This is a genomic window from Flavobacterium sp. BFFFF1 (genome assembly GCF_002256285.1).
In the GTDB taxonomy this organism is placed as follows: domain Bacteria; phylum Bacteroidota; class Bacteroidia; order Flavobacteriales; family Flavobacteriaceae; genus Flavobacterium.
On sequence record NZ_NKJE01000005.1, the window covers coordinates 40,962 to 65,235 of the forward strand.

At 42.7% G+C, this 24,274-nt stretch carries 20 protein-coding genes; 15 read left to right on the forward strand and 5 right to left on the reverse strand.

Features of this window, described 5'->3' with window-relative positions; translation table 11 throughout:
• Nucleotides 1–87 precede the first annotated feature (87 nt).
• From CFE23_RS04470 to CFE23_RS04485, 4 genes are all read left to right on the forward strand, one after another.
• Nucleotides 88–2,139 (forward strand): glutamine--tRNA ligase/YqeY domain fusion protein, encoded by a 2,052-nt coding sequence (locus CFE23_RS04470; protein ID WP_291084633.1) that lies wholly within the window; start codon nucleotides 88–90, stop codon nucleotides 2,137–2,139.
• Between the two features lie 319 nt (nucleotides 2,140–2,458).
• On the forward strand, nucleotides 2,459–2,794 hold the full coding sequence (locus CFE23_RS04475; RefSeq protein WP_291084636.1) for a YtxH domain-containing protein: 336 nt from the start codon (nucleotides 2,459–2,461) through the stop codon (nucleotides 2,792–2,794).
• A 3-nt stretch (nucleotides 2,795–2,797) separates the two neighbouring features.
• A complete protein-coding gene (locus CFE23_RS04480) occupies nucleotides 2,798–3,148 on the forward strand; it encodes a competence protein (protein ID WP_291084639.1) in 351 nt (116 codons plus the stop codon).
• A gap of 4 nt (nucleotides 3,149–3,152) precedes the next feature.
• Nucleotides 3,153–3,398: a DUF6327 family protein gene (locus CFE23_RS04485; protein ID WP_291084642.1), complete on the forward strand. Its 246-nt coding sequence runs from the start codon at nucleotides 3,153–3,155 to the stop codon at nucleotides 3,396–3,398.
• Between the two features lie 36 nt (nucleotides 3,399–3,434).
• Here the strand turns inward: CFE23_RS04485 and CFE23_RS04490 are convergent, their stop codons facing one another.
• Nucleotides 3,435–4,430, reverse strand: a complete 996-nt coding sequence (locus CFE23_RS04490; RefSeq protein ID WP_291084646.1) for an SPFH domain-containing protein — start codon at nucleotides 4,428–4,430, stop codon at nucleotides 3,435–3,437.
• Between the two features lie 125 nt (nucleotides 4,431–4,555).
• Here CFE23_RS04490 and CFE23_RS04495 point away from each other — a divergent pair, with 125 nt between their 5' ends.
• Nucleotides 4,556–5,191, forward strand: coding sequence for a PorT family protein (locus CFE23_RS04495; protein WP_291084649.1), 636 nt, complete (start codon nucleotides 4,556–4,558; stop codon nucleotides 5,189–5,191).
• 28 nt (nucleotides 5,192–5,219) lie between these two features.
• Here CFE23_RS04495 and gltX read toward each other — a convergent pair whose 3' ends face one another.
• Nucleotides 5,220–6,725, reverse strand: coding sequence for a glutamate--tRNA ligase (gene gltX, locus CFE23_RS04500; protein ID WP_291084652.1), 1,506 nt, complete (start codon nucleotides 6,723–6,725; stop codon nucleotides 5,220–5,222).
• A gap of 163 nt (nucleotides 6,726–6,888) precedes the next feature.
• Here gltX and CFE23_RS04505 point away from each other — a divergent pair, with 163 nt between their 5' ends.
• The 7 genes from CFE23_RS04505 (at nucleotide 6,889) to CFE23_RS04535 (ending at nucleotide 17,199) form a co-directional block, all read left to right on the forward strand.
• The gene (locus tag CFE23_RS04505; protein WP_291084656.1) at nucleotides 6,889–10,296 is read left to right on the forward strand and encodes a DUF4175 family protein; all 3,408 of its coding nucleotides are present in this window, start codon (nucleotides 6,889–6,891) and stop codon (nucleotides 10,294–10,296) included.
• Nucleotides 10,289–10,708 carry an rRNA maturation RNase YbeY gene (gene ybeY / locus CFE23_RS04510; RefSeq protein WP_291084659.1) on the forward strand — a complete coding sequence of 140 codons (420 nt, stop codon included), beginning with the start codon at nucleotides 10,289–10,291 and terminating at the stop codon, nucleotides 10,706–10,708. The genes CFE23_RS04505 and ybeY overlap by 8 nt, the downstream gene beginning before the upstream one ends.
• A gap of 52 nt (nucleotides 10,709–10,760) precedes the next feature.
• The gene (gene mnmG, locus CFE23_RS04515) at nucleotides 10,761–12,632 is read left to right on the forward strand and encodes a tRNA uridine-5-carboxymethylaminomethyl(34) synthesis enzyme MnmG (RefSeq protein ID WP_291084662.1); all 1,872 of its coding nucleotides are present in this window, start codon (nucleotides 10,761–10,763) and stop codon (nucleotides 12,630–12,632) included.
• Entirely contained in the window at nucleotides 12,629–13,144 is a 516-nt protein-coding gene (locus CFE23_RS04520) for a hypothetical protein (protein WP_291084665.1), read from the forward strand. Before mnmG ends, CFE23_RS04520 begins: the two co-directional genes overlap by 4 nt.
• A complete protein-coding gene (locus tag CFE23_RS04525) occupies nucleotides 13,144–14,001 on the forward strand; it encodes a class I SAM-dependent methyltransferase (RefSeq protein ID WP_291084668.1) in 858 nt (285 codons plus the stop codon). Before CFE23_RS04520 ends, CFE23_RS04525 begins: the two co-directional genes overlap by 1 nt.
• 223 nt (nucleotides 14,002–14,224) lie before the next feature.
• Nucleotides 14,225–14,803, forward strand: coding sequence for an OmpH family outer membrane protein (locus tag CFE23_RS04530; protein ID WP_291084671.1), 579 nt, complete (start codon nucleotides 14,225–14,227; stop codon nucleotides 14,801–14,803).
• Nucleotides 14,804–14,922: 119 nt separating this feature from the next.
• Complete coding sequence (locus CFE23_RS04535) at nucleotides 14,923–17,199, forward strand: helix-turn-helix domain-containing protein (protein ID WP_291084674.1); 2,277 nt, start codon at nucleotides 14,923–14,925, stop codon at nucleotides 17,197–17,199.
• Here CFE23_RS04535 and CFE23_RS04540 read toward each other — a convergent pair.
• Together CFE23_RS04540 and CFE23_RS04545 are read right to left on the reverse strand one after the other, a co-directional pair.
• Nucleotides 17,196–17,579, reverse strand: a complete 384-nt coding sequence (locus CFE23_RS04540) for a DoxX family protein (protein WP_291084677.1) — start codon at nucleotides 17,577–17,579, stop codon at nucleotides 17,196–17,198. The genes CFE23_RS04535 and CFE23_RS04540 overlap by 4 nt on opposite strands.
• A 3-nt stretch (nucleotides 17,580–17,582) precedes the next feature.
• A complete protein-coding gene (locus tag CFE23_RS04545) occupies nucleotides 17,583–18,731 on the reverse strand; it encodes a DNA polymerase III subunit delta' (RefSeq protein ID WP_291084681.1) in 1,149 nt (382 codons plus the stop codon).
• A 182-nt stretch (nucleotides 18,732–18,913) separates the two neighbouring features.
• On the opposite strand from CFE23_RS04545, the gene CFE23_RS04550 reads away from it, so the two are divergent.
• The 3 genes from CFE23_RS04550 (at nucleotide 18,914) to CFE23_RS04560 (ending at nucleotide 21,643) form a co-directional block, all read left to right on the forward strand.
• Nucleotides 18,914–19,963 (forward strand): sensor histidine kinase, encoded by a 1,050-nt coding sequence (locus CFE23_RS04550; RefSeq protein WP_291084684.1) that lies wholly within the window; start codon nucleotides 18,914–18,916, stop codon nucleotides 19,961–19,963.
• Entirely contained in the window at nucleotides 19,960–20,661 is a 702-nt protein-coding gene (locus CFE23_RS04555; protein WP_291084687.1) for a LytTR family DNA-binding domain-containing protein, read from the forward strand. The genes CFE23_RS04550 and CFE23_RS04555 overlap by 4 nt, the downstream gene beginning before the upstream one ends.
• A gap of 187 nt (nucleotides 20,662–20,848) precedes the next feature.
• Nucleotides 20,849–21,643: an alpha/beta hydrolase gene (locus tag CFE23_RS04560; RefSeq protein ID WP_291084690.1), complete on the forward strand. Its 795-nt coding sequence runs from the start codon at nucleotides 20,849–20,851 to the stop codon at nucleotides 21,641–21,643.
• On the opposite strand, the gene CFE23_RS04565 is transcribed toward CFE23_RS04560, so the two are convergent.
• Nucleotides 21,644–24,274 (reverse strand): PD-(D/E)XK nuclease family protein (locus tag CFE23_RS04565; RefSeq protein WP_291084695.1); only part of this gene is annotated, 2,631 nt, incomplete at its 5' end.

The window sequence follows — 24,274 nt, forward strand, 5'->3', positions numbered from 1 at the left end:
TTTTATACTTTAAAGTAACGAGGTTATAATGGCAAACCTTACACTATAAGCTTTCATTTTCTATCTTTGCCCGAAATTACTAAAAAGATGTCAACTGAAGAGAAATCGCTGAATTTTATAGAACAGATTATCGAGCATGATCGTGAAAACGGACTCGCCGATGATAAACTTCGTTTCCGTTTCCCGCCGGAGCCCAATGGCTATCTTCATATTGGTCACGCCAGTGCGATCGCTTTGAACTTTGGTTTGGGCTTAAGTTACAATGCGCCTGTAAACCTTCGTTTTGACGATACCAATCCTGCGAAAGAGGAACAGGAGTATGTCGATGCGATCAAACGCGATGTACAATGGCTTGGTTACCAATGGGCTGAGGAACGGTATGCTTCAGATTATTTCCAGCAGTTGTATGATTGGGCAGTAATTTTTATCAAGAAAGGCAAAGCCTATGTCGACAGCCAAACTTCAGAAGCGATGGCGGAGCAAAAGGGAACGCCTACTACAGAAGGTACCGACAGTCCGTTTAGAAACCGGTCCGTCGAAGAAAATTTGGACCTTTTCGAACGCATGAAAAATGGTGAGTTTGAAGAAGGTGCACATATCCTTAGGGCAAAAATCGACATGAAGTCAACCAATATGCTGATGCGTGACCCGATTATGTACCGTATTTTACATAAACACCACCACCGTACCGCGGACAAATGGTGCATTTATCCTATGTATGACTGGGCACATGGCGAAAGCGACTACCTCGAGCAGATTTCACATTCGTTTTGTACACTGGAGTTTTTGCCGCACCGCGAATTGTATGATTGGTTTCTGGATCAGATTTATGATGAGACCAAAGTGCGCCCAAAACAAAGGGAATTTGCAAGGAGGAACTTAAGCCATACCGTCGTCAGTAAACGAAAATTGCTGAAGTTGGTAGAAGACAAACACGTTGCGGGCTGGGATGACCCAAGGATGTCTACGATTTCCGGATTGAGGCGGAGAGGGTATACGCCAACAGCTTTAAGGAATTTCGCCGAAGTGATTGGTATTGCAAAACGTGACAACCTGATTGATGTTTCCAGGCTCGAAGCTTGTATTCGGGAAGATTTAAACAAAACAGCGCCGCGTGTCATGGCGGTATTGGACCCGGTGAAATTGATCATTATGAATTATCCTGAAGGCCAGGAAGAATGGTTGGATGCTGAAAATAACCAGGAAGACGAATCTGCCGGTTTCCGAAAAGTGCCGTTTTCGAGGGAGATTTATATCGAAAGGGAAGATTTTATGGAAAATGCGCCGGCAAAATTCTTCCGTTTGAGTATTGATCGTGAAGTCCGGCTTAAGAATGCTTATATCATCAAAGGAACAGATGTAGTGAAGGATGCCCACGGTAATATCACTGAAATCCACGCTACATACGACGTTGACAGTTTAAGCGGAAGTGGTACTGAAGCCAGCCAAAGGAAGGTTTCCGGCACATTGCACTGGGTGTCGATTGCACACGCGATTCCAGCGGAAGTCCGTTTGTACGACCGGCTTTTTACCGATGAGGCACCCGATTCTCATAAAGAGAAGGATTTCCTTGAATTCGTAAATCCGGATTCGTTGAAAATTGTCAAAGGATACCTTGAACCAAGCCTTAAAGACGCAAAGTACGAAGATAAATTCCAGTTTCAAAGGCTGGGGTATTTCACTGTGGATAAGGATGCTACGGTTGAAAAACCCGTTTTTAATAAGACGGTTGGATTGAAAGATGCCTGGGAGGAAAAAGGCAAGAAAGAGGAAAATGCCATCAACAATTCGCTGAAGGAAATTAATAAATACTTTAAAGTTGCGACAGAAGAAGAGCGCCAGGCGGTTGAAGACATGATCGCTGAAAATATTAAATCAATTTCGAATTTCAGCCTTTTGCAAAATGCCATCCGCAAAAATGTAAACAACAACAAATCGTCATTGCTTTTCACAAACTTCATTTTGAAATATTCAGATAAAATTAAGTTTTCAGATGTTGATGCCGAAGTGCTCGAAAAGTTATATGCGATGTCTTTAAGAAGTGAATCCGCTTTTGTCCGAAACGAAGTAATCAGGAATCTGAAAAATGACGATTTGAGTTTCGAGAAATTCCAAACAGAAATCGATAAGATGCAGTAAACCTCAAATAGATTTTACATATCAAAACCTCCTCTAATCCGGAGGTTTTCTTATTATATCCAAATCCTATCAAATTTTATATATGTATTGATTTTACTAATTAAAACCAGCCTTCATATATTGGATTTAAGAAAGAATAATGATTTTTATAATAATTGATATAGGTCACCTAACAAAAAGACAATACGAGGCTTTATTTTAACTTTACACAAATTGGATGTCGGTTTTCACGCCTTCATTTTTTTAACGGCAAGTTAACAGCCAGAAATGTTAATATTTGTAACTTTAAAAAAACTAATAACTTTTAAATATAAAAATTATGGCAAGCGACAGAGGAAATACAATCATAGCCGTTTTGGCAGGTGCAGCAATCGGAGCGGCGCTTGGAATTTTGTTTGCACCGGATAAAGGAGCGAATACCCGCGGAAAAATCAAAGGCGGTTTTGACGACAAAAAGGACGAACTCAAGAATAAATTCGATGAGTTTTCGGAAAAAGTAAAATCGAAATTTTCAGCCACCAAAGCAGACCTTGAATCAAGTTTTGATCACCTGGTTGCAAATGTGGATGATCAGACGGAAGATGTCATTGCGACATTGGAGAAAAAACTCGCTGAGCTGAAACAATCTGCAGCAGCGGCAAAAACCCAAAAATAACCAATGGCTTTTGATGAAATAAAAGAAAACGCTGAAGACCTTCAGGAACAAGCCAAGGCTTTTCTGGAGAGCAATGTGTCGTATTACAAATTATGGCTGTTTAAAGTAGCCATGAAATCAACGACGATGTTGCTGAAGATTTTTCTGTTAAGCGTTGTGCTGGTCATGGTGATTTTATTTTTTTCCATTGCAGGTGCATTGGCATTGGGATATGCATTCCACAATTTTGCCTACGGATTCCTGATTGTCGGTGGTTTTTACGTAATCATTGGGATTTTTGTTTATCGCATCAAGGATAAAATTGTCGAAGGTCCTGTTCTGGAGAAATTCTCTGAATTCTTTTTTAACGATTAACGAAATGGAAAATAAAAGATACAGCTCTTACGAGGAAATCGACCGCGATCTTGAAATCCTGAAATTGGAAAAGGAAATTCAGTTTAAAAAGCTTTCACAGAGTTTCGGCAAGACCAAAGACAGTTTGTCGCCGGGCCACATCATTGGTGGTAGTTTACCAAAAGTGGCCGTGAATATTCTCAGCGGACTTTCAGGCCCGATCAAAGGCATGGCCTTATCGTTTATTATGAAGAAACTATTTAGGTTTTAAAAAAGAAAGAGGCCGTTAAGCCTCTTTTTTTATGGTTTAAATTTGCGTATCGGGTGCGTCGGGCGTTTCCGGTGCAGGAGGAAGCTGTTTATTAGGCTTGTTATCGTTTTTTATCCTCGGTGTTTTTAACTTCATCATTTCGCCCACCTGGTTAGATGCCGCGAAAGAGGCCACCATATTGTTCAGCATGTCGGTAGCCGCCTGAGGTGAATTTGGCAATAATATTAGGTTCGAATTGGTATCTGCGCCAATCGCCTGCAATGTGTCGTAATGCTGTGTTACGACGATTAACGCCGAGGCTTCCTGGGAATTAATACCTACGTTATTTAAAACCTCGACACTTTCTACAAGTCCGCGTGCAATCTCACGCCTTTGATCCGCGATACCCTGTCCCTGTAAACGCTTGCTTTCGGCCTCTGCTTTTGCTTTTGCGACAATCCTGATCCTGGAGCTTTCCGCTTCGAATTCGGCGGCAGTTTTCTCGCGATCGGCAGCGTTGATTCTGTTCATGGCGTTTTTTACCTGAATATCCGGGTCGATATCGGTCACCAATGTATTGATGATGTCGTACCCGTAGGTCATCATCGCATCATTCAATTCCCTTTTAACGGCGATTGCGATATCGTCTTTTCTTTCAAAAACATCGTCAAGTTTGAGTTTAGGTACTTCTGCGCGGACAACATCAAAAACATAAGCCGTAATCTGATCGTGTGGATATTCCAATTTGTAAAACGCATCGTACACTTTTTCCTGGATCACCTTAAACTGCACCGAAACCTTCATTTTGATGAACACGTTGTCTTTTGTTTTGGTTTCGATGATGACGTCCAATTGTTGGATGCGCAGGTTCACACGGCCCGCAATTCGGTCGAAAACGGGAATTTTTAATTGAAGCCCAGAGTTTCGTACACTAAGAAATTTCCCAAAGCGTTCAATGACAACAGCGGACTGCTGCTTGACGGTAAAGAATGAGGAGAAGAAAATAAATAGGAAAACAAATCCGATCAGCGCTAATGAAATTTCAAATGCCATTGTTTCTGGGTTTTAAGGTTGAATACTGTTTATACGGACAGAAGTTTTAAATGTTACAAATAATATTTGTCGGGAATTGTGCCAGTTGTTGTATTTAATTTTACGTTTGCTTAAAAATCTACACCATGAAACAAATTGCATTTTTAATCACCGGTTTATTATCGATGGCCGTTTCAGCACAATACGATTATAAAGATTCCAATATGATTGGGCTTATCGGCGGCGTAAACCAGACCACCATGTTTTCAGATGGCATTGATATTAAGGGAGGAACCGGTTGGAACGCCGGGCTGTCTGTGCGCGGAAATTTCTACAACAACTGGGATATGGTCTACACATTCCAGTTTAGTGAAAATCATTTTAAGGTGGCGACTTCAAACGCAATAGGTGTTCCCCAGGATGTCGATTATACAATGTCCGGCGGACAGATTTCATTGCAAGCCAGTTATAAGATTATTCCGCGGCATTTAAGTATTGAATTTGGTCCTGCATTGCACTTTCAAGGCAAGCTTGAATATGAGCGCGATAAAAAGGGCAATATCATCATTGGTACTCCATTGATGGCAGAGCAGCTGCGCGATATTTCGAAGTTTAACGCCTCACCGTGTGTCGGAATTACGGGTGGCTTCCTGAACTTCAGGGCAAACATTTCGTACCAGTACGGTGTGTTGAATACCTTTGAAAAAGTGAACAAAGACTACGGAAGCCACATCAGCGGGCATCCAGGTGTGTTGAATGCCAATCTTATTTTGTACTTTTAAAATAAAAGGCTCCTTTACGGAGCCTTTTTTATATGTTGTCGATTGCGTTTTCAATGCGTTTTATCGTTTCTTCTTTTCCGATAATTTCAGCAATATCGAAAAGGTGCGGGCCTTTTAGCGCGCCGACAAGGCTGAGTCGGAACGGCTGCATAATCTTACCCATCCCAATTTCGTTCTTCGCCATCCAATCTTTTACAACCTCTTCTATGTTTTGGGAGTGGAAACCTTCCATTTTTTCCAATACTGAAATCAGTTGCTTCATAAGTTCCGGCGTATCTTCTTTCCAGTTCCTGGCCGCTTTTTCGTCGTAAGACATTGGAGCGATGAAAAAATAATCAGCGAGATCCCAAAATTCAGATACAAAATGAGCACGTTCTTTAATCAAAGAAACGATTTTTACCAAAGTGCTATAATCGACGTCAATGCCTTTTTCGTAAACGATAGGGGCGAAAGCTTTGGCTAACGTTTCGTCGTCCTGCTTTATTAAATACTGGTGGTTGAACCACTTGTTTTTTTCCGGATCAAATTTGGCGCCGGCTTTGTGCACACGATTCAGGTCGAAACTTTCAGACAATTCTTCCAGAGTAAACAATTCTTTGTCTGTGCCGTCATTCCAGCCTAAAAGCGCCAGAAAGTTTATGACCGCTTCCGGGAAAAATCCTTTTTCTCGATAGCCTGATGAAATGCCTTCTTCTGTCTTCCATTCCAAAGGAAAGACGGGAAAACCCATTTTATCACCGTCACGTTTTGACAATTTTCCGTTGCCGATAGGTTTCAGGATTAAAGGCAAATGAGCAAATTCAGGAGCGTCCCAACCAAAAGCACGGTAAAGCAACACGTGTAATGGCATAGACGGAAGCCATTCTTCCCCTCTGATCACGTGAGAGGTTTCCATCAAATGGTCGTCTACGATATTGGCCAAGTGATAGGTCGGCATGCCGTCGCTTTTAAACAGCACTTTATCGTCAAGCAGGTTCGTTTCAAATTTAATATCGCCCCGAATGATATCGTTTAAATGCAATGTCTCGTCAACAGGTGTTTTAAATCGGATCACGAAATCTTCTCCGGCAGCAATTCTTGCTTCCGTTTGTTCTTTCGAAATCACGAGGGAAGTGTCCAGTTTCTCACGATTGTGGTGGTTGTAAATGAACGTTTTCCCTTCCGCTTCGTGTTGTTTACGGTGCGTATCCAAAGCTTCCGGTGTGTCAAAGGCATAATACGCCCAGCCAGAATCCACCAATTGGTCTGCATACTGTTTGTAAAGGTGTTTTCTTTCACTTTGTCGGTATGGTCCGAATTTTTCATTTTTACCAACGGTTTCAGATGGAGCAATTCCCAGCCATTCCAGCGCTTCCAGAATATACGCTTCAGCGCCGGGTACAAAGCGATTCTGATCGGTGTCTTCGATGCGTAAGTAGAAAACACCACCATGTTTTTTAGCAAACAGGTAATTAAACAGTGCTGTTCTGACGCCTCCGATATGAAGCGGGCCAGTGGGACTTGGTGCAAAACGCACGCGGATGGGCTTCGACATTTTTTAGAAATTTTTGGCAAAGATACGGTTTCAATTAGATAATTAGCGGATTAGAGAATTAGCAAATTTGTGCTCATTCGCTTATTTTATGATCTGCTAATTGACCAATTGTTTTAACATTTTGCTAACCTCATAATTACTACTTTTATCGGTTATAAATAAAATGCCGAAAGAATTGGAAACTACGTCGCTCATTTACCAGAAGTTAGAAGTCTTTATTAAAAAATACTATACCAACGAACTGCTCCGGGGATTGATTTTCTTTACAGGTCTTGGACTGATTTATCTGCTGTTCACGCTTTTTGTAGAGTACTTCCTTTGGCTTAAACCAGTGGGCCGTACGGTTCTTTTCTGGCTTTTTGTCGCCGTGGAGGTTTTTTTACTGGTCCGATACATCTTTTTTCCAGTGTCAAAATTACTAAACATCAGGAAGGGAATCGACTATAATGATGCTTCCAGAATCATTGGAAGTCATTTTTCCGAGGTCAGCGATAAACTCACGAATTTTCTGCAGCTTTCGAATGATAATAACAAATCTGAATTGTTGCTGGCCTCAATAGAACAGAAAGCCAATTCTTTGAAGCCTGTGCCGTTCAGCAATGCCGTAAACTTTGGAAAGAATAAAAAATACCTCCCGCTTGCCATTATCCCGATTTTATTTTTTATTTTTTTCTACATATCAGGCAATAGTGGGATGATTTCCCAAAGTTTAAATCGCGTGGTGCATTTTAAACAGCAATTCCTTCCGCCGGCGCCGTTTAAGTTCACTGTGGAAAACAAAAGTTTGCAGACAGAGCAGGGAAACGATTTTGTTTTGCAGGTAAAGACGGAAGGCAGTATCGTTCCTGAAAATTCGATGATCTTTATCGGCGATGAAAGTTATTCAATGGAAACGGTAGCACCGGGCATCTTTCAATTCCGATTCGAAAAGCCGGTTCGGGACATTTCGTTCCACGTGGAGGCAAATGAGATTTCGTCACTGGATTACACGCTTGATGTCGTTGCGGTTCCCACGATTGCAAATTTTCAGATGGTGTTGAATTTTCCGTCGTATCTTGGAAAAAAAGCGGAATTGGTGCAGGGAACTGGCAACGCCATTGTACCGGAAGGTACCCGCGTTACATGGAAGGTTGCGACATTGGCTACACAGAAAGTAGAGTGGTCGGACGCAAACGCTGCAGTGCCTTTCGCTGCGGATGAAAACAACTTCAGCCTGACGCGTACGATATCTCAAAATATAGATTACCAGATACTTACGTCGAATTCGAAAGTGAAGCACTATGAAAAACTGAATTATCAGATTTCAGTCATCAAGGATCAGTTTCCGACCATCAATGCTGGAAATGCGCCTGACAGCCTTAAAGTAGACCGTAATGTGGTTATTGGACAGGTTTCGGATGATTACGGCGTCTCAAAACTACAGATCGTGTATTATCCGAAAAACAGTCCGCAAAATGGCACGAAGGCTGGTTTGAATGTCAAGAAGGACGTTTTTGATCAATTCGTTTTTAGTTTCCCCGGTAATCTTCCTGTAGAAGAAGGCGTGTCGTACGAATACTATTTCGAAGTTTTTGACAATGACGCTGTGCACCACTACAAGAGCACGAAGTCGTCTGTTTTCTCAGAGCGGATTACTACCGAGGAAGAAAAACAGGACGAAATGTTCCAGGAGCAAAACAGCAATATCAACGGAATGGAGAAATCGCTAAAGAACCAGGACAAACAGATTAGCGAATTGGAGAAGTTGCAAAAGCTTGCGAAAGAGAAAGACAACCTCGATTTTAAAGACCAAAAGAAGGTGGACGATTTCATCAAGAAGCAGAAAGAGCAGGATGAGATGATGAAGCGTTTTTCCGAAAAGATGAAGGAGAATCTTGAAAAGTTTAAATCGGATCCCAAAGATCAGGATAAAAAAGATTTGCTGGAGAAGATGGAGAATGTTCAGAAAGTGTCTGAAGAAACGCAGAAGCTACTGGATGAATTGAAGGAACTGAATGACAAGATTAAGCAGGAGGACCTTATGGAGAAAATGGATAAGCTCAAACAGAATTCAAAAAATCAGACGAAGAATTTACAGCAATTGGTGGAATTGACCAAACGTTATTATGTCCAGAAGAAAGCGGAGCAGTTGGCGGACAAGTTGGAGAAACTTGCCGAGAAGCAGGATGCACTTTCTGAAAAGGACCAGGAGAATAATGCCGAGAGGCAAGAGGAAATCAACAAGGAGTTTGATAAGATCCAGGAGGACATGAAAGAACTGGATAAGGGGAACAAGGAGTTGAAGTCCCCGATGGACATCCCAAATGATGCGCAAAAACAAAAAGATATCGATGAGGATTTGAAGAATGCTTCCGAAGAATTGAAAAAGAACAATAAATCGAAAGCTAAGCCAAAACAAAAGAGTGCGTCAAAGAAGATGCGGGAGATGGGGGCCAAGATGAGCGAAAGTATGGAAGGGGGCGAAATGGAGCAGATGGATGAGGACCTGAAAATGCTTCGGCAGATTTTAGATAATCTACTTGCATTCTCGTTTTCGGAAGAAGATTTGATGAAACAATTTAAGGATTTAAAGCGGTCAGCGCCGTCATTTAACAAGAGCCTGAAGATCCAGCAAGACCTTAGGCAACAGTTTAGGCATGTAGACGACAGCCTGTTTGCGATGTCGCTTCGCAACCCGAAAATTGGGGAGAATATTACGAAGGAAATTGGGAATGTACATTACAACTTAGACCGATCATTGGAAACGCTGGTGGAAGGTATGGTGCCCAAAGGGGTTTCTCATCAGCAATACGCGGTCAGTTCTGCCAACAAATTAGCCGACATGTTAAGCGATATCCTTAACGGTATGCAGATGTCGATGTCGGGTATGGGCGCTGGCAAACCGAAACCAGGACAGGGAGAAGGAATGCAGCTTCCGGATATCATTATGAAGCAGGGTGATTTGGGTGAAAAGATGAAACAGGGAATGAAGCCTGGAGACAAACCTGGGGATAAACCGGGTGAAAAGCCAGGTGATAAACCAGGTGATAAGCCTGGAGACAAATCTGGCGACAAAGGAAAATCTGGTGAAGGTGGCAAGCCCGGTCAAAACGGCAAACCTGACAAAGGTGGAAAGGATGGCAAAGGGGGCGATACTGAAAGTGAAGGGGGAGAAGGCGAGGGCAATGCCAAAGCAATCATGGAGATTTATAAGGAGCAGCGACAGCTTCGCGAAGCCTTGCAAAAAGAGCTTGAAAAGAATGGAATGGGCAGCAATGGCCAGAAAACGCTCGATCAGATGAAGGACATTGAAAAACAGCTTTTGAACAAAGGGTTTAAGAACGAGGTATTACAGAAGATCTTAAACGTCAAGCAGGAGCTCCTGAAGCTTGATAAAGCAATGCAGCAACAGGGCGAGGAAAAGAAGCGCCAGTCAGAGACCAGTAAAAAGGACTTTAATAACCAGACCAATGCGTTGAGCCCAGCATTGCAACAATATTTAAATAGTGTGGAGATTTTAAACCGACAAAGCTTACCTTTGCGCGCCAATTTTAACCAGAAGGTTCAGGAATATTTTAAGAAAGATGATTAGTTTTAATTACGAGACCGCATTTTCCCTGGAAGATGAACCCCGACACGAAAGCTGGATTTCAGCAGTTATCCAATCGGAGTCGAAGAAGGAGGGTGATGTTAATTACATATTTTGTGACGACGCGTACCTACATAAAATTAACGTGCAATATTTAAACCACGACACGCTTACTGACATTATTAGCTTTGACTATTCGCTCGGGAACGAGCTGCACGGGGATATCTTTATTTCGGTGGAGCGTGTTAGGGAGAACGCGGTTGAATTTAACGTTTCTTTTACAGAGGAACTTTTAAGAGTGATGGCGCATGGTATACTCCATTTCAGCGGGTACAAAGACAAGTCTGACGAGGACGTGTTGCTGATGCGCCAAAAAGAAAATGAGAAAATCGCAATGTTCCACGTGGAACGCTAGATTGTTTTATCGCGTATAATGTTTCACGTGGAACAATATTAAAACATAACAAATGTTTCAGGAAGAATATGATGTAATTGTGGTTGGGGCTGGCCATGCGGGCTCTGAGGCTGCGGCTGCTTCGGCCAATTTGGGATCCAAGACACTTTTGGTCACTATGAGTCTGCAGAATATCGCACAAATGTCTTGCAATCCTGCAATGGGGGGAATCGCGAAAGGACAGATTGTGCGTGAGATTGATGCCTTGGGCGGGTATTCAGGGATCGTCTCAGACCGGACAGCCATTCAATTTAAGATGCTGAACAAATCTAAAGGACCAGCAATGTGGTCTCCGAGGGTTCAAAGCGACAGGATGCGGTTCGCTGAAGAATGGAGGTTGATGCTGGAGCAAACACCGAACCTCGATTTCTATCAGGAGATGGTGAGGGGGTTAATCATAGAGAACGGCAGGATAAAAGGCATTAAAACGTCGTTGGGCGTAGAGATTCGGTCAAGAGCTGTTGTGCTTACAAACGGCACTTTTCTTAATGGATTGATTCATATTGGGGAAAAGCAGTTTGGTGGCGGCAGGGCTGGCGAAAGTGCGGCTTTTGGCATTACCGAGGATTTGGTTGCTGCAGGTTTTGAGTCAGGAAGAATGAAGACAGGAACGCCGCCAAGGGTAGATGGCAGATCGCTTGATTATTCAAAAATGAATGAGGAAAAAGGGGATGCACGACCGGATAAATTTTCTTATTCTGACTTAACGAAGCCATTGACGCATCAGAAATCGTGCTATATGACCTATACTTCTGATGCTGTTCATGATATTTTACGGGAAGGTTTTGATCGTTCACCAATGTTTAACGGACGAATTAAAAGTATAGGCCCAAGGTATTGTCCATCTATTGAAGATAAAATTAATCGTTTTGCTGATAAGGAAAGGCATCAACTTTTTGTAGAGCCGGAAGGATGGAATACGGTAGAGGTTTATGTAAATGGATTTTCTACGTCATTGCCGGAGGATGTCCAGTTTAAAGCGCTGCGGAGTGTCGTGGGGTTTGAGAAGGTGAAGTTTTTTAGACCGGGTTATGCAATCGAATATGATTATTTTCCACCGACACAGCTAAAACACACGTTGGAAACCAAACTTGTCGAAGGGCTCTATTTTGCCGGACAGATCAACGGGACAACCGGATACGAGGAGGCGGCGTCGCAAGGTTTGATGGCTGGGATTAATGCCCACTTAAAAATCAACGAGAAGGATCCTTTAATTTTAAAAAGAGACGAAGCCTACATTGGGGTGCTTATCGATGATTTGATTACCAAAGGTACCGAGGAACCTTACCGGATGTTTACTTCCCGTGCTGAATATCGCACGCTCCTTCGCCAGGATAATGCCGATTTCAGGTTGACACCAAAGGCGTTTGAAATAGGGCTCGCTTCAGCGGAACGGATGAAACGCATGGAATTTAAGCAAACGGCATCTGAGAAAATGGTTAACTTTTACAGAGAAACCAGTGTCACAGTAGCAGAGATTAACCCGATACTGGAATCTAAAGAAAGCGCGCTAGTAAACCAGTCAGATAAAATGTTTAAGATTTTTTCAAGGCCGCAGATTGACCTCGAAGACATGCTTAAATTGTCAAAGGTTCAGGAGTATTTGAGCCAGAACGAAATCGATAGGGAAGTTTTGGAACAGGCAGAAATTCAGGTGAAGTATTCTGGTTACATTGACAAAGAAAGAAACAACGCCAATAAATTAACCCGGTTAGAGGACATGAAAATCCCGGATCATTTTGATTATAGTGTGATCAAGTCGATGTCAATAGAAGCACGACAAAAGCTGGCTAAGATACGTCCGGTTACCATTTCACAAGCTTCCCGCATCAGCGGCGTTTCACCAAGTGATATTTCAGTATTGCTAATTTACATGGGAAGATGACGGCGATGTTTCACGTGGAACCCATCAAACGAATGGTATTCAAAACAGCTTGTATATTTTTCATGTTTGCGGTTGCGGTATCATGCGCTTCCAGAAATAAGATTGTAATTGAAGGATATCTCGTGCTCCCCAACGGGAAGGAAATTTTAGGCCACGACTCCTTGAATGCATTTGTGTTTGAGAATATCCACAAAGAGACCTCTTTTCAGAATTATCTTTCGAACAAATATGCTGTTCTTGATATCAAGGCGCCTGAGTTTTCTGTGACCATCGATGGGTCGCAATACAAAGTAATCGTATATGATAACGTCGAATTCGAAAAGTATTTCCGCGTCTCAGACTTTGTGCAGACACATTTTGATACCGACTCGGATGACGCAAATTGGCCAAAGTTCATCGCAATTTCAATGATTAATGATCGCAACGAAGACTGTTTATCCGAAACATCGCTCTACAGAAATGTTGCCATAAATTATCTCAAAAACCTTAAACAAGCGTACTACAAACAATAATGGAACCAAACCTTACACATTATCTTTCCGTTAAAGACCACTCCGTTTCCGGAGAAACCTTCGAACTATGGCGGGATGATTCCCTCGACATGCTGGTTACACTTCCCAAGCCACAACCAGAGCAGCTGGGACGGTATTATGAAAGTGAAGACTATATTTCCCACACGGACGCGAAACGCTCGTTGTTTGAGAAAGCATACCATGTTGTAAAATCTATTGCGCTACAAAACAAACTCTCGCTCATCAACGCATTGGGAAAATCGAAAGGGAGATTGTTGGACATCGGCGCTGGTACAGGAGAATTTCTGCTAACCGCAAAGAAGAATGGATGGGACGTTGTCGGGATTGAGCCAAACGCAAAGGCAAAAAATACCGCCATAGCCAAAGGCGCCCAGTTCGTCAACGCTGAAAGTGATTTGGACGACGGCGATTTTGATATCATTTCGATGTGGCATGTTTTAGAACATGTCCCTGATGTTGAACGGCAAATCAGCGATTTGTCGCGGCTGGTTAAACCCAATGGCGCCGTTGTGATTGCTGTTCCAAATTTCAAATCCTTCGATGCAGCATATTACGGCGAATATTGGGCAGCGTTCGATGTGCCCCGGCATCTCACACATTTTTCCAAAACAGCTGTCAAGGGACTTTTTGAAACGCAGGAATTCAGGTTGGAGAAAATACTACCGATGAAATTTGACGCGTTTTACGTCAGCTTGCTTTCTGAAAAGTACAAAACAGGATCAATGAACTTTTTTAAAGCTTTTTTGATTGGATTGAGATCAAACCGACACGCAAAGCGAAATTTTGAATTTTCATCACACATTTATGTGTTTAGAAGCACTAAAAAGCAAAATTAGACGCTGTATTTAACGTTTATGGCGTAAAGTATAATTTGCCCCGCCGGTTTTTTAATAGTGTCCTAAAAGCTTTTTAATTGCGTCAGTTTTTATAGCTGGAAACAATAAGTACTTAATTATCGATAGTAAATCTTTATAGGTAAATGTTATTGCAAAATCGCAGCTACCGAAGCTCATAAAAATTTGCTATTTTTGGCAACGAAAAAATTAACAAATGACTTACATGAAAAAATCAATTGCGATCCTGTTGTTATCAGCAGCATTTATTTCCTGCAATAAAGAAACTACAGCTGCAGAAGCTAAAGGAATAAAAACAGCCAGTGTAGATTCTGAAAAATTAATGAAGGAATATACCGAAGCGAAAGACCTTACCGAAAAATTTAAGGCTAAATCACAGGAAGAAGGCAAAAAACTGGACGAATTACAGGCAAGTTTTGATGCAGACGTAAATTATTTCAAGAAAAACGCCAAAGCGAATGGCCAGGAATGGTATGAGCAAAAGGGCGCAGAGCTTCAGCAAAGACAACAGCAGCTGCAATATATGGCGCAGCAGGTGGATGCAAAATTGCGTCAGGAGCAAGGTTCTGAGATGGACACATTGGTGAAAAGCATCAAGAGTTTCATAACGGATTATGGGAAGAAAAACGGTTACGACTACATCTATGTAGCAGGGGATGGAGGGGCGTTGCTGTACTCCAAAGAGCAGTATGACATTACAAAAGATATCGTTAAGCTGCTGAATGACAAGTATGAAGCAGCTGGAAAAAAAGGATTGGTATCAGAAAAGAAAGAGACTAAGTAATTTTTTATACGGATAAAATACCGGCCTTTACGTGATCACAGCGTAAAGGCTTTTTTTATGGCGTTATTAGACAGTATTTTACAGATATTTTTATAGTTTTATATCCTTAAATATACGCCATGCATACCATTACAGACGCCGCTGCTTACACGCTGAATTTCATAAACCAGACCCAACAATCGGTATTCCTTACCGGAAAGGCGGGAACCGGGAAAACAACACTCCTTCGGGAAATCATTAGGACTACCCATAAACACACCGTCGTGGTGGCACCAACGGGCATCGCCGCTTTAAATGCAGGTGGAGTCACCATTCATTCCATGTTCCAGCTTCCTTTCGCTGGGTTCATTCCGGATCACCTAAACACCCATTTTTCCGAAACAGTAAAGTTCGAAAACAAAAATACGCTGAACAGGCATTTCAGGATGAGCAGTCAAAAGAAGGCAGTGATCCAGAATATGGAACTGCTGATCATCGATGAAGTGAGCATGCTTCGCGCAGATTTGCTTGACGCGATAGACTTTATGATGCAGAGTGTCCGCCGCAACAAACGGCCATTCGGAGGCGTTCAGGGCTTATACATCGGGGATCTTTTACAGCTTCCACCGGTCATTAAGGAAGACGAATGGCGTATCCTCAAGCAATATTACAAAGGGAAATTCTTTTTTCATTCCCATGTGGTTCAGCAATATCCGCCGTTATACATTGAGTTGTCAAAAATTTTCAGGCAAACCGATGGCGAATTTATCGGCATATTGAATAACCTGCGGAACAACAGCATTTCCAAAGAAGATGTCGGCGTTTTAAACCAATTCGTAAAGCGCGATTTCGATCTTGAAAAAAACAAGGGTTATATTGTCCTGACAACACACAACGCCAAAGCCGATGAAATAAATGCGCGTTCACTAGCCAATTTACAAGGCAAAGTGTTTACATATACACCAGAGATTACCGGGGAATTTCCTGAAAAGATCTTTCCCGTAGATGCCAATCTGCAACTTAAGGTTGGCGCACAGGTAATGTTCGTGAAAAATGATCCGTCTGCAGAGAAAAATTATTTCAACGGAAAGATGGGCGTTGTCCAATCGCTGTCGGAGGCTGAAATCCTTGTCCATTTTCCGGATGAAAATAAGACGATTGAAATTGAACGCTATGAATGGGAAAACATTAAATATGCTGTCAATCACGAGAGTAAGGAAATAGAAGAAGAGATTTTAGGAACCTTTGTCCATTATCCGATTAAATTGGCATGGGCAATCACGGTCCATAAAAGCCAGGGATTGACGTTTGACAAGGCAGCGCTTGACGTATCGCAGGTTTTTCTGCCCGGGCAGGCCTATGTCGCCTTGTCGCGACTTCGTTCGTTAAACGGGCTTATTTTGCTTTCTCCACTGCAGATGAATGGTATTTCGAATGACCAGGATGTGATGGACTATGCGACGCACAAAGCCGACGACACCGTGTTAGAGCATACGTTAAAATCTGAAACCAGGAAATTCATTCACGACTATTTAAAATCAGGTTTTACCTGGGATGAGTTGGCTCAGGAATGGCGAAACCATCAATTCAGCTACCAGCCGGATGCGGAGAAGTCCACAAAAACCGGTCATGCCGAATGGGCTGCACAGATGTCAGGTATCATCTGGAAGCTATTAGAGCCGGCGGGAAAGTTCAAATCCCAACTCGACAAATTGTTCCGGGATGAAACCGCGGACTTTAATTTCATCAGCGAAAGGGTGAATGCTGCCATTGACTATTTTATGCCCGTTATGGACAAATTGGTATACGATTTACTATGGAAGCTCGAAGAAATCAGCAGGATAAAGAAATCAAAAACATTGTATGAAGAAGTGGCTATACTGGAAGATTTGCAGGTAAAGGCGGTCCAAAGGCTAATGAAAACGCGTTTGTTGATCGAAGCCGTTATCTCCGGTCAGCCCATCTGCAAAGAAACCATGCATTCTGAGGCGATTAAGCAATACAAGAACAACAAGTCAACAATGGTGCGAAATGACTTTAAATCCGCTAATTACGCGCTGGTTGACGACGATCATGACGACACCCGCTATACCCCAAAAAAGAAGTCGAAGAAAGAACCAAAGAAATCTACCATTTCTGAGACTTATGAGCTGTGGATGCAAAAAAATTCCGTTAAGGAAATCGCCGAAATCCGAAAGCTTACACCCCAAACCATCAACACGCATTTGGCAAAACTTGTTGAAAGTAAGGCCATAAGCATCACCGAAGTCCTGCCTCAGGATAAAATCAGGGAACTTGCCGATGCGTTTAAGGACCATCAGGAAGAAACGCTTGGCGCGCTAAAAGAAAGATGTGGGGACCGGTTTACATGGGATGAACTACGGCTCTTTAAAGCCGCCGTGAACGCAGAGTCCTAGCTTAACCAATACACTGCCATTACCGCTGGAACAAAATAAATGACAATGGTCCTGGCACCGTCGTAGTCTTTTGCCATGCGCTGTCCTACGAGTAAAAAAATAAGGGTGATACAGGAAAAAATGGCACCGTACAATCCAAAAGACCTTCCATTGTTCACCAACAGTTGAATACAGCCGGAAATGCACAGGATTCCGGATACAATCTCCAGGACCAGAATCAGAAAAAGCGATGAGGGAACCATATTCCTGATGGGGGTGTTTTCAAAATGTTTTTTAAGCCAGCCCACATTGTCATTCCAGTACATCGTCTTATCATAACCGGACTGGATAAAGGTGACCGCCAGCAAAATCAACAAAAGTATCGATGCAATATTGTTCATGGTTTATTTTTTATGGATGAGACGTGTCAGTTTTATCGATAAATCGGTCAGGATAATTTTGGCATTTCCGTTGCGTTCAATGTGGTACATCGCGTCAGAAAGTTCCTTGAAAATGTCATTGATATTTCCACCATTGACAAAAGGTGCAAAATTCTCGAGTTTAAACTTTTCAATTTTGGGCTCCATATACACCAGGCTCGTGGCTTGGTAATTAAGCAACAATGCCTGCCGAAACATATCAGTACAAAAATGCAGGAATTTTTTCTGTGTCTCCCGACCCAGGCCCGCGATAATTTCACTCCAACCGATCAGATCCTGTATAGCCGCAGCGTTTCCTTTGGCACGGAAAGCAGCCCTGACCCAATCAACGAACCACTTTTCAAAATAGACATCCTCGCCGTCATCCTGCAGCAACTGCAGCGCTTTGTTGTAATTTCCCTGCGCCTGGTGTGCGACTTTTGCCGCCGTCCTTACTTCTATATTTTCACGTGAAACCAATGCGTCCGTGATTACCTGTTCGCTTAAAGCATTAAAATGCAGTACCTGGCAGCGGGACCGAATCGTTTGAATGATGTCCTCTTCGTTGTCGGAAATCAGGATAAAAAGTGTTTTATCTGAAGGCTCCTCGAGTAATTTCAGGAGCTTATTTGAGGCCGCAATGTTCATTTTATCGGCCATCCAGATGATCATCACCTTGTATCCGCCTTCATATGACTTCAGCGCCAGGGATTTAAGGATTTCCTGTGCATCATCAACCCGGATTTCGCCCTGCTTGTTTTGTACACCCAGCATGCGGTACCAATCAAACAAACCACCATAAGGGTTTTCATTGAGGAATTGGCGCCATTCGGAAATAAAATCAATGCTTTTCGGCTTCGACTTCACACTGTCTGTACTGACCGTCGGGTAAACAAAATGCAGATCGGGGTGTGAAAAATGCTCGAATTTCAGATTACAGGATTCGTTACCACCCACATTTTCGTTAGTCGTATTCTGGCAAAGAATATATTGTGCATAAGCAATGGCCATGGGCAATGTACCGCACCCCTCAGGTCCAATAAACAACTGCGCATGCGGAATGCGTCCTGAGCCGGCACTTTTGATCAGATGGCTCTTGATATGTTCCTGGGCTAAGATTTGTGAAAACTGCATAGCGACAAATATAATAAAGATTTTCGCTTGGGCCGTCCACCATCGCTGAAAGCTATTGTTATTTAAATCTGTTATATTTGACTGGAAATGATTAAAAACATCTACACAAAATAGCGGTTTACCGCAAAATTTTGACAATTGAGACCGGCATAATTACATTTACTAACCCCGAGAAAAGCAGTATGAAAAAAAGTTTATCAGTATATGCGTTCCACATTTGTGTATGTGCTGCCTTTATTCTGTTGCCGTATGTTTTTAGTTCTACAGGCACATTTTTGACGCTCCCTGACCTTAACAATGGTCATGACCGCACCTATTTCGGGATCTATATCTCGTTGCTTATTTTTTTTTACATCAACTATTTCCTGCTTATCCCCAGGCTTTATTTTCATGATAAACGGTTTTTGTATGTCGTCATTATCGTACTGACCTTGCTTTTCTTCTTATGGGTTTCAAATTTTCTTGACCGCCGTTTCGCTGAGGTTTTTGAAACGTCCAGTGTCGTAAGAGGACGGGAACACTGGGTACCCTCGCAAAAATTCAGTCCGGCACGTTTGCAGGATAAACCGGTTCAGGACGAACATACCATTTTAATTTACATCGTCGGCGTGTTAAGCAGCCTGTTCTTTTCGATTAATAAACGCCTGCAGTTGACTGAAAAAGAAAAACTTGCCGCCGAACTATCACTGCTTAAGGCACAAATCAACCCGCATTTCCTTTTTAATACCCTGAACAGCATTTATTCGCTGGCCATCAGGAAAGACGACCGGACCGCTGATTCCATTGTAAAGTTGTCAGAATTGATGCGATACATCATGACCAATGCGCATGACAATCTTATCGATCTTCGAAAGGAAATCGAATACATCAGCAATTACGTGTCGCTGCAGCAATCCCGCCTCGAAGATACGGTCCGTATTAACTATATGTTTTGTGGAAACCCAATTGGTAAAAAGATCACCCCTTTGATTTTGATTTCCTTTATCGAAAATGCATTCAAACATGGTGTAAATCCCGAGGAAAATTCCGAAATTGACATACTAATCGATGTGGAAGGCGAGGAACTGAAGCTTTTTGTTTACAACAGGAAGGTGCATTCAGTTCATGCTGAGAGCGGTATCGGAATGAAAAACACCATCGAAAGGCTCGAATTACTGTATCCTGAAAGATACGAACTATCGGTTAAAGATCTGGAAGAAAGTTTTTCGGTAACACTTACATTAATATTATGATGATTAAAGCAATCGCCCTTGATGATGAACCGCCAGCATTGGCAATATTGGAAAATTTCTGCAGAAAAGTGGACTATGTGGATTTGCAGAAGACGTTTACCAAAGCAGACGAAGCCCTGAAGTACCTGCGAAAATATCCCGTAGATCTTTTGTTTCTGGACATCAACATGCCATCCATATCCGGCATCGATTTTCATAAAAAAATTCCACACAAGACGATGGTTATCTTCACGACCGCGTATTCTGAATTTGCTGTTGAAGGATTCAATCTCAGCGCAATGGACTATTTGCTAAAACCGATTTCGCAGACGCGCTTCGTGCAGGCCCTTGAAAAAGTCAAAGCACAACTCGCGTTAGAGAACCAAAACCAGAAGATTGAGCAACAATTCCTTTTCGTCCGCGCAGATTATAGCCTGATGAAGATTCCGCTACAGGATATTTTGTTCATTGAAGGGCTTGACGATTACCTCAAGATACACATCGAGAACCAGAAGACAGTCGTCGCACGCATGACCATGAAAGCCATCACGGAAAAACTTCCGGCTTCAGAGTTTTCAAGGGTTCACCGTTCTTTCATCGTTCCGATAGCGAAAATCGAGAAAATAAGAAACAAGGTCATTTTCATTAAAGACGAGGAAATTCCGATTAGCGCAAGCTACGAAAAGGATTTTCTGGCCAGAATCCAGAATGAGGAATGATAGAAAGGCGTGTGCGCTCACAGTGAGGCGCCTTTTTGGGAAACGGAATCAAGTAATTCTAATCCTCATTGATGACACAGTCGATGCAGATTTCGCTATTGATGGGTTTAAAATAAATTGCAGCAAGTATATCGGGCGGGGACTTTAAACGCCGCCGGAAGTGGTACAAATTCGTTATTTTTGCTTCATGCCACATTGGAAAACAATCGTTCACAAAAACACCATAATTTCATACCAGGATCAGGGTAAAGGGACCGTGGTCATTTTGCTGCACGGATTTCTGGAAAACAGCCATATGTGGGACGCGTTCGTTCCGGAATTGTCAAAAAAATATCGCGTGATCACAATTGATTTACTGGGTCACGGCAAAACGGAACCAATGGGTTATGTTCAGACGATGGAGGATAACGCCGACGCCGTGTATGCCGTACTGTCCTCACTCCGCATCCGAAGGGCGGTGTTAGCCGGTCATTCCATGGGAGGCTATGTGGCACTGGCATTTGCAGAGTTGTATCCGGATGCCGTAAAAGGAATTGCACTCATTAATTCTACATCACTTGCTGACAGCGACGAAAGGAAAGCCAACCGAGACCGTGCTATTAAGGCGGTAAAGCAGGATTACAGTTGTTTCGTGCGCCTGTCGGTGGCCAACCTTTTCAGCGAAGAAAACCACGAAAAACTAACCCAGGAAATTGAAAGCGTGAAACAGCAGGCTTTAAAAACACCACTTCAGGGAATTGTAGCATCGCTGGAAGGCATGAAAATCAGGAAAGACCGTGAGGTTTTATTGCACTTTGCCCCCTACCCTATGCTGTTGGTATTGGGAAAAAAAGATCCCGTTTTAAATTATGCCGATCAGCTGAATCAAATTGAAAACACCAACGTGCAACTGATCACATTTCCTGATGGACACATGTCTCCAATTGAAAATGAAAGCGCATTGCTAAAGGCGTTGATGCTGTTTTTGAAAGAAATCAGGTAGTTATATTTTTTCTGTAAACGGAATTTCGGGATCCAAAATGGCTTTCAACAGGATGATCAGCTGCGCTTTGTAGTTTTCAACGACCGTCTCGTCCACAATAGAAATGGCGGTCTTATCCTCTTTAAAGTTAAACGGCAGGAATCCCGATTTGAGGTTTTTAAACGAAATAATACCCACTTCAAGCGATTGATCCTGTACGTTTGGAGCAAACATATAGGCGTAGGCCAAAACCTGGATGATCTTGTCATTTTTGATTTCGTCAGTAAGGTGGTCCCATTGTTTTAAGCTGACATCCCGCGCTTCCACTTTTCCGGTCTTGTAATCTACAATCCTGATGTTGCCATTTCGAAGCTCAATCCGATCGACATTTCCTGCGATAAGCACTGGAAAAGGCAGCGCCCCATCTTCCAATAGCCGGCTGAAATTTTCCTCAAGCGCTATGATTTTCACAGCATCTCCGTTTTGCAGCGATGCCATTTCGGTTTTAAGGAAATTGTAAATATTCCTTTTTGCTACCTCAAAAGCCAGCAGATTCCTGCCCTTTTTGATTTCCCCTTCCTTATACACCAGTTTAAACTGCTCAAGGACAGTGGCATCTAATTTTGAAAAACACGCATTAACATTACTTTCCGTCAAAAATTCCCCAATAAATGGCGTGTAAAGCACCCTCAGGGTTTCGTGAATTATGGTTCCCAGCGTATTCAGCGCGATGTTCTCTTCTACCTCCTCTACGTCACTGATGCGCAGGATTTTTTTAAAATAGAAATCAATCGGGTTGCGGATATACATCGTCAACGCGGATGGCGAAAAGCCCTTTTCGGCGATTTCCCGAAGCCGCTCCATCACTTTCCCCGATTTTGCAATAACAAGCGGCTGGTAGGCTTTTTCCGGCAAAGAAGGACTGAAAATCTCATGCGTCAGGGTATGTGCCGGCTGTTTTTCTACTTCAAGCTGTGTGATAAATCGGCTTTTTTCACCGGCGTCCAATCCTTCACTTTCGGTGTTGTAAAGCAGATAAATGGTTTTTGCACGCTGCAATAAATGGTAAAAATGGTAGGTGTAAATCGCATCTTTCTCTTTGAATGTAGGCAGGCCGAGTTCGCGCTTCACATCATACGGAATAAACGATTGCTGTGATTTTCCTGCAGGAAAATTTCCCTCATTCATCGAGGTCACAATTACCGTTTCAAAATCAAGCACGCGGCTTTCCAGCACACCCATAATTTGTAACCCGGTAAGGGGTTCTCCCTCGAAAGAAACTTCGGCCAAATCAATGATCTGCTTGTATATGGCATACAAGGTTTCGGTTTTTCCGATACCCGGGTGGCTTGAATAATGGCTGCTCAGTTTATTGATGACTTTGAAAATGGCAAAAACAAATGCTTTTGTGATTTTCTCTTCACGGTTTTCGTTGTTGAGGTTGCTTTTTATGGCCTGCAATAAATCGGCTACTGAAGTCAAAGCGGCAATACAATCCTGATTCCATTTGCCAAACAGCAATAAAAATAAGGGAGAATGATGCGCTGCCAGATCAAATAATTTTGAATGGGTCAGGAACGTATAATTATTGCGGTTGATGGTATTCACAAGGTTTGCAGTTCCGGCATAGGGCTCTACCAAAGGATGCGTCAGGATGTCAAGCACATCTCTGTAATAAAACACATACGCACTGTTATTTCTCAAAAGCGCGTTGGTGTGTAGTTTAAAAAGTTTCGAAACTAAAATCTGCGCGGGATTATTTTTAGCGGAATAACCCATCGTAATATTCAACGCAGCGGTCGAGGAGGGCAGTGCGTGCAGCACCGGAATCAATAGGTTTTCCTCCCCCAGCACCAGGGCGGTTTGATCAAGTCCGCGCTCCGGATGTTGCTTTACTATGTTTTCAAGCAGTTTTCCTGCGATTTTAGCCTGTCCTACTGTTTTTGGCGTGCCAATCACGTGAATCGCTTTTTCTTGCGGGAAATCGTCCCAGATCCACTCAAACGGGTTGGATTTATAGTAGCTCCAGTTTTCCTTGAAACGTCTTAGGAACAGTCCCGCATCGTGTAGGGGGTCGTTGAGAAAGGCCCGGTCCGCATCCCAGTAGACTTTTCCCATATCCAAAGTGATCAGGTGCTGGATGATTTTTTCCTCGGCGGCATTCAGGGCATTGAATCCTGCAAAGACGAATCGGCTTCCCTGTTCGGCAGCGCTGAAATGGTTTAGGTTGTGTACCGCCTCCCGGTAGATCAGGCCTTGGTAACCAATCCCAAGATTTAATAAATGGCCGTAAAGGGCGTTGTAGTATTTTGGGAGTAATTTCCAGAAATCGATGTAATTTTCAAGCAGCTGCGTTTTGTTTTCAACTTCAATTCCCCACCGTTTGATATCTTCAATGTCTTTTAGATACGACAATACATGCTTCGGGTCCAGAAGGTAACGGTCAATTTCGTTAAAATCCTGCAGCAGGGTTTTGGCCCAATTGGCGAAAACTTCAAAAGCCTGCGGATCCTTGTCGGTGATGGAAACATACACTTCATAAAAACTGAAGAGCAGTTCAATCGGGTCAATCGCCCGGATTCCGGCAATATCCTGTATAAAATCTTCAATGCTGATGATTTTTGGAGAAAACATCGTGTGCTCAGCCTGTTC

Excerpts from the sequence above, each read along its gene's own strand:
- CFE23_RS04470 (WP_291084633.1), top strand. The coding sequence starts at position 88 with ATGTCAACTGAAGAGAAATCGCTGAATTTTATAGAACAGATTATCGAG.
- CFE23_RS04475 (WP_291084636.1), top strand. The coding sequence starts at position 2,459 with ATGGCAAGCGACAGAGGAAATACAATCATAGCCGTTTTGGCAGGTGCA.
- CFE23_RS04480 (WP_291084639.1), top strand. The coding sequence starts at position 2,798 with ATGGCTTTTGATGAAATAAAAGAAAACGCTGAAGACCTTCAGGAACAA.
- CFE23_RS04485 (WP_291084642.1), top strand. The coding sequence starts at position 3,153 with ATGGAAAATAAAAGATACAGCTCTTACGAGGAAATCGACCGCGATCTT.
- CFE23_RS04490 (WP_291084646.1), bottom strand. The coding sequence starts at position 4,430 with ATGGCATTTGAAATTTCATTAGCGCTGATCGGATTTGTTTTCCTATTT.
- CFE23_RS04495 (WP_291084649.1), top strand. The coding sequence starts at position 4,556 with ATGAAACAAATTGCATTTTTAATCACCGGTTTATTATCGATGGCCGTT.
- gltX (WP_291084652.1), bottom strand. The coding sequence starts at position 6,725 with ATGTCGAAGCCCATCCGCGTGCGTTTTGCACCAAGTCCCACTGGCCCG.
- CFE23_RS04505 (WP_291084656.1), top strand. The coding sequence starts at position 6,889 with ATGCCGAAAGAATTGGAAACTACGTCGCTCATTTACCAGAAGTTAGAA.
- ybeY (WP_291084659.1), top strand. The coding sequence starts at position 10,289 with ATGATTAGTTTTAATTACGAGACCGCATTTTCCCTGGAAGATGAACCC.
- mnmG (WP_291084662.1), top strand. The coding sequence starts at position 10,761 with ATGTTTCAGGAAGAATATGATGTAATTGTGGTTGGGGCTGGCCATGCG.
- CFE23_RS04520 (WP_291084665.1), top strand. The coding sequence starts at position 12,629 with ATGACGGCGATGTTTCACGTGGAACCCATCAAACGAATGGTATTCAAA.
- CFE23_RS04525 (WP_291084668.1), top strand. The coding sequence starts at position 13,144 with ATGGAACCAAACCTTACACATTATCTTTCCGTTAAAGACCACTCCGTT.
- CFE23_RS04530 (WP_291084671.1), top strand. The coding sequence starts at position 14,225 with ATGAAAAAATCAATTGCGATCCTGTTGTTATCAGCAGCATTTATTTCC.
- CFE23_RS04535 (WP_291084674.1), top strand. The coding sequence starts at position 14,923 with ATGCATACCATTACAGACGCCGCTGCTTACACGCTGAATTTCATAAAC.
- CFE23_RS04540 (WP_291084677.1), bottom strand. The coding sequence starts at position 17,579 with ATGAACAATATTGCATCGATACTTTTGTTGATTTTGCTGGCGGTCACC.
- CFE23_RS04545 (WP_291084681.1), bottom strand. The coding sequence starts at position 18,731 with ATGCAGTTTTCACAAATCTTAGCCCAGGAACATATCAAGAGCCATCTG.
- CFE23_RS04550 (WP_291084684.1), top strand. The coding sequence starts at position 18,914 with ATGAAAAAAAGTTTATCAGTATATGCGTTCCACATTTGTGTATGTGCT.
- CFE23_RS04555 (WP_291084687.1), top strand. The coding sequence starts at position 19,960 with ATGATGATTAAAGCAATCGCCCTTGATGATGAACCGCCAGCATTGGCA.
- CFE23_RS04560 (WP_291084690.1), top strand. The coding sequence starts at position 20,849 with ATGCCACATTGGAAAACAATCGTTCACAAAAACACCATAATTTCATAC.